The sequence below is a fragment of the Pseudozobellia sp. WGM2 genome, assembly GCF_017810075.1.
In the GTDB taxonomy this organism is placed as follows: domain Bacteria; phylum Bacteroidota; class Bacteroidia; order Flavobacteriales; family Flavobacteriaceae; genus JADNYK01.
Genome location: NZ_JADNYK010000059.1, coordinates 1 through 393 on the forward strand (window position 1 = coordinate 1; position 393 = coordinate 393).

At 58.0% G+C, this 393-nt stretch carries 1 protein-coding gene; it reads right to left on the reverse strand.

The features are described from left to right. Window positions 1–393: Ig-like domain-containing protein (locus tag IV512_RS19805; protein ID WP_209406502.1), on the reverse strand; the 393-nt coding region annotated here is incomplete at both ends.

Here is a 393-nt window from a genome sequence, read left to right on the forward strand (position 1 = left end):
CCGTCGACCGTTAGGGTCACCGTATCCCCGGCGTTGAAGTCACCGCTTACCGTTCCCGTTACGGAAACGTCCGCTCCCGCTTCCGCGGCGTTCAGAATATTGTCCGCCGTGATATCGTCTATCTCCAGGACCGGTACCGGCAATGTGGTATCTACCGTATAGGCTTTTGTTTCCGTTACTGTTCCTATGTTTCCGGCCGCGTCCGTTGTCGTTACGCTTCCGTCTACCGTGGTATCGGCATCGGCGGCCAGTTTGCTTCCAGGTACGTCGATACTGTACGCGCCCAATGCGTCCACCGTTCCGGTATAGTCCGTTCCGTCCACCGTTAGGGTCACCGTATCCCCGTCGTTGAAGTCACCGCTTACCGTTCCCGTTACGGAAACGTCCGCTCCC